The sequence below is a fragment of the Candidatus Melainabacteria bacterium RIFOXYA2_FULL_32_9 genome (assembly GCA_001784615.1).
In the GTDB taxonomy this organism is placed as follows: domain Bacteria; phylum Cyanobacteriota; class Vampirovibrionia; order Gastranaerophilales; family UBA9579; genus UBA9579.
The window spans coordinates 2,607-10,854 of record MFRQ01000132.1 but is presented as its reverse complement, the minus strand read 5'-3'; the positions used below and the strand labels follow the sequence as shown (position 1 = coordinate 10,854).

The following is an 8,248-nucleotide window of genomic DNA, read 5'->3' as shown; positions in this document are numbered from 1 at the left end:
AATAACCACAGATGCTATCAAAATTGTTTGAATCCAGGTTGTGAAATCAAGCTGAGTAGTGTGAAATATAAATTGTAAGGGTTTAAAAGTTAAAACACTAATTTGAGCAAATAAAGCTGTGGCTAAACTTACAAATAAAAAAGGATTTGAAAAAGGATTCATCTTAAAAATAGATTTCCTGAAAGAACGTGCATTCCAAGCTAGAAAAAATTGAAAAAATACAATTGTATTTAATGCAGTTGTTCTGGCATATGTTAAATCTGTTCCTTGTTCTAGCTTATACCAGAATAATAGCAAAGTTCCTATCGCAATAATTATACCAATAATCGTTATACGTTTTAGTATAGGAGAATTTATTATGTTTTCTCTTGGATTTTTAGGCTTTCTCTTTTCTATACCGCTTTCTCCTGGTTCATAAGCCAGCGCTATATCCTGTAAACCATTAGTAACAAGATTTACCCACAAAACTTGAGTAGCAAGAAACGGTAATGGTAAATTAAATATCAGGCTCAATATAATTGATAATGCTATTCCAACCCCTGATGAAATCAAGAAAAATGTTACTTTGCGAATATTATCAAAAATAATTCTTCCAACTTTGACTGCTTCAAATATTGACTCAAAATTATCATCCTTCAATACCATATCGGAAGCTTCTTTTGCAACATCTGTTCCTATTTTACCCATAGAAACACCTATATTTGCTTTCTTTAAAGCAGGCGCATCATTTATTCCATCACCTGTAACTGCAACCACATTACCTTTATTCTGTAAGGCCTCTACAATTTTTAACTTATGATGAGGAGAAACTCTTGCATAAACAGATATTTTATCTACACACCTATTAAGGAAGTTCTCACCTGATTCATCTAACTCCTGCCCTGTCATTATTAAATCTCCAGACTTATAAATACCTATTTGCCCGGCTATAGATTTAGCTGTAACCTTATGATCTCCAGTTAACATTACAACTTTTATTCCTGCCTTTTGAGTGGACTTTATTGCATCAATAGCACTTTGTCTTGGAGGATCGATAATTCCTTGAAAACCAACAAACTCTAAATCACTGGTGGACTCTTTTTCAAGATCAACATCCTCAGGGCAAACATTGTATAAATGTTTTACTCCAAATCCTAAAACCCTTAACCCAGCTTCTGCCATTTGAATATATTGATTAGAAAGCTTTTCTTTATTTTCATCTTTTGAAAAATCGAGTATTTTTTCAGGAGCTCCTTTTATAAATACTGAACAATCATTATCAAACTTATACATAACCGCCATATATTGCCTTTTTGAGCTAAACGGTATTTCATCGACAAGTTTATATTTATATTCTTTTTCCTCAATATCGATACCATATTTCATTGCAGATACGATTAAAGCTGCCTCTGTTGGATCTCCTTTTATTTGCCATTCTCCATTTTCTTCGTATAAGTCTGAAGAATTACAAAGCAAACCCGTTAAAAGCAGTTTATTAAGATCATCATCCTGCTCAATTTTTTGTTTATCGTGCAAGATATCTCCCACCGGATCATAACCAACACCAGTAAATTCAAATTCCTTTCCATTAGTGTAGACTTTAACTACTGTCATCTTATTCTCAGTAATAGTACCTGTTTTATCAGAGCATATATAATTACAACTTCCCAGCGTTTCTACCGCTATCAATTTTCTAAGAATAGCATTTTTTTCTGCCATTCTTTTTAACCCAACAGCCATTGTAACTGTTACAACAATAGGAAGCCCTTCAGGAACCACAGCTACAGTCATACTTATAGCAAACAAAATTATCTCAACCAAAGATATATTTTTTACTAATCCAAGAAAAACTACAAAAATTGCTAAAATAACACTAACAAGACCTATCTTTTTGCTAAAATCTACAAATTTTTTCTGGAGTGGAGAAAGCTCTTTTGTAGTTGCTTTAACTTCCCTGGATATTCGCCCAAGCTCAGTTCTTTCACCAGTTCTTACTACTACACCTTTACCTCGCCCATTTGTAATTACTGTTCCCATAAAAGCCATATTTTTCTGATCAGCAACAGGAACATTATCTTTATTTATAACCTCAAATTGCTTATGAACAGGAAGAGACTCGCCTGTAAACATTGATTCATCTATTTCAAGTTCTTTTATCTCAAATAATCTTATATCAGCAGAAACTCTATAACCAGCTGATAAGGTCACAATATCGCCAGGGACTATTTTTATAGCATCAATTCTATCTTCTTTGCAATTCCTAACAACAAATGCTTTTTGTGTGACCAGTTTTTTTAATGCTTGCATGGCCTTTTCTGCTTTATGCTCCTGAAAAAAACCAATAATAGCATTTACAATTACAATAAATAATATTATTGCTGTATCAATATAATGGTTAATACATAATGTAAAAATAGCAGCAATTAAAAGAATATATATTAATGGGCTTGTAAATTGATGCAAAATCAGCTTCCAGACAGGATTCTCTTCTTTCTCTTTTAAAGAATTAAGCCCATATTTTTTTAATCTATTTTGAGCTTCTTCATTTGAGATGCCTCGATATGAAGTATTAAATTCTCTAAAAACCTCATCTATATTTTCATTGTAATACATTTTATTCTCCAACAAACCTGTTTTACCTAATATAGAAGAGTAACTGTGAACAATTACTCTTCTATATTAGCAATAAGTAACTAATCTATCTATAATAAGGACAGTTATAGTTACCTCTCAGGTCTTTGAGTAAAGACGGGTTTGCTAAATTGACAATTCAAGACTTCATAAACATCATAAGCATTTTGATTTTCAGACATCGGGATTAATTTTGTTTCATACAAAGTAGGATCCTGTTCTCTAAGGTAGTTTGCTATATCTTCAGCAGCTCTAGTGCCCTTTTCATCTACAAAATGGTGTAACTTACTCATATCATCGTGAGTTAGATGAATCGTATATCCATCGATATTCAATATATGAACATTCTGATCTGCATCAAATTCCAAAGTAACCTTATGTCTCCTGAGCATAGCCTTTCTCCCCGAATAGTAATACTATATTTAGTAGTGCTCTAACGATAACTAATAACTTTAAACTAAGTCCTACTGCTTCAAAGGCTTTAGTCGTTAACCTAAGTTAGGTAATGGATATTACCCTATATTTTAAATACAAAAAGCTAATTCAACCATAACCAATTAAATAGATTTTATGATTATTTATTAAAACTTATCCAAAAATTCAACAAATTGGTGCATTGAGATTGCTTCGCAAGAATAATTGATACTAGTTATTTACGTTTCCAGGCTCGCAATGACAGCAAGATTTATTTGCAGAATAGGCTCTTAATCATTAATAAGGACGCAATAAAAAATGCGTAAGTATTTTTTACGCTGTCCTTAAGTCATAAAATAAAAGGCTTTATATCTGTGTAAAATATCTCTTCTAGCTGTTGATCATTCAAATCTGTCCAGGTTTGATTATCTTCAGAGTATCGATATTTATGATTATCCTCATCATAATAGATTTTCAGATATACATATTCTTCTTTTCTGGGAGGGTCTCCGTGGATAGGTATTTCTGGTCTATTAACAACGATATTTGCGGTTGGATTTTTCCGCAGATACACGTCTGGCCCCTGTTTTCTGATTGTTTTCTTGAATTCCTCTATTTCCATAGCTAATACCTCATCTTAATCAGAAAATATTAAGACAAAATAATGATTATTTTATGCTTCACTTGTCTATAGTGTTAACTGTTATTTCTCAACTGCATTAAGAAATATTAAGTCAGAATTATTTTATTTCGCTGATTCACATCTATTATTAATAAAAAAAATAAGAAATTTTAACTAATTCCATCAACTTTAATTTTGGCTTTGTTTTATACAAATGTTATATACGTGGTTATTATTCAGGAGTTTTAATATGAACAATATACAAGGAGTAGGACTTACACACCCTACAAATCCCGTAAAACAAGCTCAAAAACGAGTTGATCAACCGAACATTTTCGATCAGGGTAAAACTGACAGTGTTGCTTTTGGCAATAAACTAGCTCAAGAAGCACCTAAACTTTCCAGTAAGTTATTAGACAAGTTTTCTAACAAATTAAGAGTTGTTTTATCTGGAATGATGGGTTCGAATCAATATATCAATGATATTAAGGCATTAGCACATAACGAGACAATAGAACAATTATCCAAAAACCCAGCAGGTGCATTGCAAAAAGCAAAAAATTTACTCCAAATGCACAAAGGATTTGCAGCAAACTATGTTAAAAAAGGTTACTATATTCCTAGTAACGAGAATGCCTGGGTAATAAGAACGTATGACTTAGTAGGTGGAATCAATGAGAAATTAGGTAAAACAGGTCAGGCATTTTTAAATTATGCTAAAGGTTACAAGACTTACTTGAAAACTGCAAACAGAGACGAAGCTACTTCTATTTTCAAAAAAATGGCTTCAAGAATGATAAAAATGGCAGAAGAAGGTAATAAACCAGCTTTAGCAGATAAGATAAAAGCAGAAGTCAAAAAATATTCTGCCAAATATTAATAGTCTAACCAATCAATAAAGAGGTTTCAAAAAATTTGAAGCCTCTTTTGATTTCCCTCTTAAGGAACAAACAAAAAATTATTGCGTATTTTAAAACGCAAATCTGTCATTGCGAGCGAAGCGAAGCAATCCATTAAATAATGCTATAATTTGGATTGCTTCGTCGGGCTTTCAGCCCTCCTCGCAATGACAATATCACTTTATGCGTAAGTATTTTTTGTTACCTCCTTAATATGTTTAAAAAATTTCTTCACCTGTCATCGCGAGGTGGCTAGCCACTTTTCTCAGTCATCAACCCTTCCAATAATACACAATGTCATCGTGAGGTTTCTAAAAGAAACCGTGACGATCTTTCCAATTTTGAATAATAGCTTGTAAAATGGATAGATTGCCACAGATTCCTTCGAAATCTTCGCAATGACAAAAATGATTAATGCTGTACATTTTTTGAATTCTCGGATAAGCTCTAAGACACCTGAGTAATTAAATCACTAATCAATTTATTCAGACCAGAAGGGCTTTTCAAAATGAGATATATCAGCAAAAATAACGATCTATAAAATTAAAAGGAGATAGATCGATGAATTTAACCAGTAATGCTTTTGCTGATAAAGAGACAATCCCACCTCAATATACTTGTGACGGAGAAAATATTTCTCCTCCTTTAAAAATCGAAAAAGTTCCCCAAGATGCAAAAAGTCTGGCTCTTATAGTCGATGACCCTGATGCACCTCATGAAACTTTTGTGCACTGGGTTCTTTATAATATTCCTGCAAACAAAACAGAACTCTCAGAAAGTCTTCCAAACATTCCACAACTTACTGACCGAAGCTTACAAGGAAAAAACAGTTTCGGGAAAACCGGTTATGGAGGTCCCTGCCCACCAAGTGGAACACATAGGTACTTTTTTAAGCTCTATGCTCTTGATACAAACCTGGATCTAGACCCAAAGGCAACAACAAAACGAGAAATTGAAAATACAATGATGGGACATATTATTTCTGAAGCCGAACTAGTAGGTCTTTATAGGCATTAGACAATTCAAATTTAATAGTGCAATAACGAAGACTAAGTGATACAATCACATTTTCACCAGTTCTCCCAATAATAAGTACTGTCATCGCGAGGGCTGGAAGCCCGTGGCGATCTTTCCATTTTACAACTATAGGCAATAAACTGCATGGGAAAGATTGCTTCGTCACTACGTTCCTCGCAATGACAATGTGTATTATCAGAATGATTGATGACCGATAACAGTGCGAAGCATCTCACAATGACAAATATTGATTAATATTGTACATTTTTAATTTCTGGATAGCCGCTAAGCCACATTCTAAAGCTAACGATCATTCCAAATAGAACTGAGTTTGTATGTTTGACACTTGGTAATGGATATTACCTCAACTTTTAATCTTCACAACAGCTTTTTTTACATATTCTGGGGCATCAATCATTATTCCAGGCATATGAGCATCTTGTGGAGCAAAAATCACAAAATAACCTTCATCTGCAATGACAAAATTCCCATCACCCTCTAAAAACAGAATATCTTTATCCTTATCATAATCAGTTACAGGCTTTAGCTCATCAATATTGACATAACCCATTTTTTCTCTGCCTTTAATTATGTATTGAATATCAATATATTTCTCGTGAGCTTCCCATTTACCCTCTGTTTTCGTATCATAATCCTGAATCAAGACAAAAATATTATCATTATCTATTTCATACTTACCATTATCAAATTCTGATGGGTCATTATCCTGTAAATATCTTAGAGCTTTCTCTATTTTTGCATTTAAATTATAGTAAAAACAAGCATTTTCAAGCTTATCAATAATCATTTTTTATCCTCAACTTGTAAACTGAATTTTCCTTATAAATTTTAAAATAAACCCATTAAAAAGACTATCTCAAGGGTATTTCTTAGAGTACATCAAAGTTTTTTTATATAAAATGATTTAAACTAATAATAGACGCATATTTTTGGACTCTGATGAGCGTATTTCAGGTTTTTTGCTATAAAATATCTATTAAATTTGTTAATTAAGTTGTGAAATCAATATTTTATAAGACCTATTTAACTTTATTGTGCTACAATATTATTAGGACGGCTTTTTGAAGTTTTTGCTAATCCAAATGTACAAAGATTTTACATTAAAATTTCAATAAAAGAATGAAAGATTTATTTTATGAATTCAAACAACAGCATGGCTAATCTTATTGATCAAGCTGAAAAATTTGCACTTGGCGGAATAACAAATCAAGAAGCTATCGACATTAATACTCACATAATAGAGTTAAATAAGTTTGAAAGTGCAGCTTATACTCGATTAGCTAAATGTTATCTGGCAAATAATAATATTTCAGGCGCAATTGAGATGTATAAACAGGTTTTAGAATTTGATGCTAAAAATAAAATAGCAATAAATTCTTTAAAAAAACTAAATTCCTATAATTAAGGACAGCGGAAAAAATCATTTCCGTTATGATTTTTGTAGCCTGCTTATTATAACCAACAATTTATGAATAATAAGAATATAAAGTGGGTATTTTAAAGGTGTATAATTCTGCACCTGTTTTCTAATTCAATGTTTTGCACCCGATATGTTCAGCAATAACTCTCCCCATGGGAGTTTTTATCTTTTTCCTTAAAATTTAGGCAGATAAAAACAGAAGGCAGATTTTAAAGTTTTGAGAGTATATTTATCAGCTATAATCCAGCTCATGATTTCATCTTGAGATACGCCTAAAACAACTGATAGTTTTTCAAGAACTGGCTTAGATATACTTCTTCTGCCTAAAATCATTTTATTTAAAGCACTTTGATTATATTTTATTTCTCTACTTAAAGCAGTTCTAGACATGCCTTTTGCGTGAAGAATTGAATCTATTTTAGTTGTAAGAATACTAATATCACTGCTTTTATTTGAACTATTATTAGATTGCCACGCCTTCTTTGGAGGCTCGCAATGACAATGCGTGTCATCCTGAGCATTCTCGAAGGATCTCTGAGATTCTTCACTGCGTTCAGAATGACAATGTATGTTATATATCTCTTTTTTAGCTTTTAGTGCAAGTTCTATGATTTTTCCTGAACATTTATCAGCTAAAATCCAGCCTTCAAATTCTTCTTGTGAAACCTCTAAAATCGGCAATATTTTCTCCATAATTTTCTCAGAAAAAGAGATTTTACCTGTTATCATTTGGTGAATAGCACTCTCACTACAATTAAATAATTTACTTAATTTATAACGAGATAATTCTTTTTCTTTTAATATCTGATCAATTTTTTCAGTAATAACAAGCATTTGTATTTATTTCTTTAATTTTTTATGCTTAAGTAAATTTGTCCTTGACATACTTTTTCTTATCGTTTATATTTAGAATGTTGAAAATCAGGTCTGATTATTTTTAATACAAGAAAAAATATTGCCCTAACTGACTTTTAGGGTGATTTTAAGATACGGTTTTCAAGTCAATCATATCACAATTTCAGAAGCATAAATTTAAAAATTATCTATCAGAATATTGAATTTATGAAGATGTATTCAAGTCAAAATCAATCATAATAATCTTTTTATTGAAATATTTATCTGGCATTTATTTAACTTTAAACAATATTATCAAGTAAAACCGAAAATATGTGAAATTCTAAAATCAAAATTAGATTTATATTTATATATAGAAATTACTAAACAACAGGTAAAAATATGAATAAA

Annotated in this window: 8 protein-coding genes; 3 read left to right on the top strand and 5 right to left on the bottom strand. The window is 31.5% G+C overall.

The window, feature by feature from the left end; all coding sequences use genetic code 11:
• From A2255_03735 to A2255_03725, 3 genes are all read right to left on the bottom strand, one after another.
• A partial coding sequence (locus A2255_03735) for a hypothetical protein (protein OGI18000.1) occupies nt 1-2,592 on the bottom strand: 2,592 nt, incomplete at its 3' end.
• A gap of 110 nt (nt 2,593-2,702) precedes the next feature.
• A complete protein-coding gene (locus A2255_03730; protein OGI17999.1) occupies nt 2,703-3,002 on the bottom strand; it encodes a hypothetical protein in 300 nt (99 codons plus the stop codon).
• Between the two features lie 371 nt (nt 3,003-3,373).
• Nucleotides 3,374-3,646 (bottom strand): hypothetical protein, encoded by a 273-nt coding sequence (locus tag A2255_03725; GenBank protein OGI17998.1) that lies wholly within the window; start codon nt 3,644-3,646, stop codon nt 3,374-3,376.
• 250 nt (nt 3,647-3,896) lie between these two features.
• On the opposite strand from A2255_03725, the gene A2255_03720 reads away from it, so the two are divergent.
• Nucleotides 3,897-4,526, top strand: a complete 630-nt coding sequence (locus A2255_03720) for a hypothetical protein (protein ID OGI17997.1) — start codon at nt 3,897-3,899, stop codon at nt 4,524-4,526.
• A gap of 580 nt (nt 4,527-5,106) precedes the next feature.
• Entirely contained in the window at nt 5,107-5,562 is a 456-nt protein-coding gene (locus tag A2255_03715; GenBank protein OGI17996.1) for a hypothetical protein, read from the top strand.
• Between the two features lie 364 nt (nt 5,563-5,926).
• On the opposite strand, the gene A2255_03710 is transcribed toward A2255_03715, so the two are convergent.
• A complete protein-coding gene (locus A2255_03710) occupies nt 5,927-6,370 on the bottom strand; it encodes a hypothetical protein (GenBank protein OGI17995.1) in 444 nt (147 codons plus the stop codon).
• Between the two features lie 348 nt (nt 6,371-6,718).
• Between A2255_03710 and A2255_03705 the strand changes: the two genes are divergently transcribed.
• Nucleotides 6,719-6,988 (top strand): hypothetical protein, encoded by a 270-nt coding sequence (locus A2255_03705; protein OGI17994.1) that lies wholly within the window; start codon nt 6,719-6,721, stop codon nt 6,986-6,988.
• A 189-nt stretch (nt 6,989-7,177) separates the two neighbouring features.
• Here the strand turns inward: A2255_03705 and A2255_03700 are convergent, their stop codons facing one another.
• Entirely contained in the window at nt 7,178-7,837 is a 660-nt protein-coding gene (locus A2255_03700; protein ID OGI17993.1) for a hypothetical protein, read from the bottom strand.
• Nucleotides 7,838-8,248: the final 411 nt, after the last annotated feature.

Excerpts from the sequence above, each read along its gene's own strand:
- A2255_03730 (OGI17999.1), bottom strand. The coding sequence starts at position 3,002 with ATGCTCAGGAGACATAAGGTTACTTTGGAATTTGATGCAGATCAGAAT.
- A2255_03725 (OGI17998.1), bottom strand. The coding sequence starts at position 3,646 with ATGGAAATAGAGGAATTCAAGAAAACAATCAGAAAACAGGGGCCAGAC.
- A2255_03720 (OGI17997.1), top strand. The coding sequence starts at position 3,897 with ATGAACAATATACAAGGAGTAGGACTTACACACCCTACAAATCCCGTA.
- A2255_03715 (OGI17996.1), top strand. The coding sequence starts at position 5,107 with ATGAATTTAACCAGTAATGCTTTTGCTGATAAAGAGACAATCCCACCT.
- A2255_03710 (OGI17995.1), bottom strand. The coding sequence starts at position 6,370 with ATGATTATTGATAAGCTTGAAAATGCTTGTTTTTACTATAATTTAAAT.
- A2255_03705 (OGI17994.1), top strand. The coding sequence starts at position 6,719 with ATGAATTCAAACAACAGCATGGCTAATCTTATTGATCAAGCTGAAAAA.
- A2255_03700 (OGI17993.1), bottom strand. The coding sequence starts at position 7,837 with ATGCTTGTTATTACTGAAAAAATTGATCAGATATTAAAAGAAAAAGAA.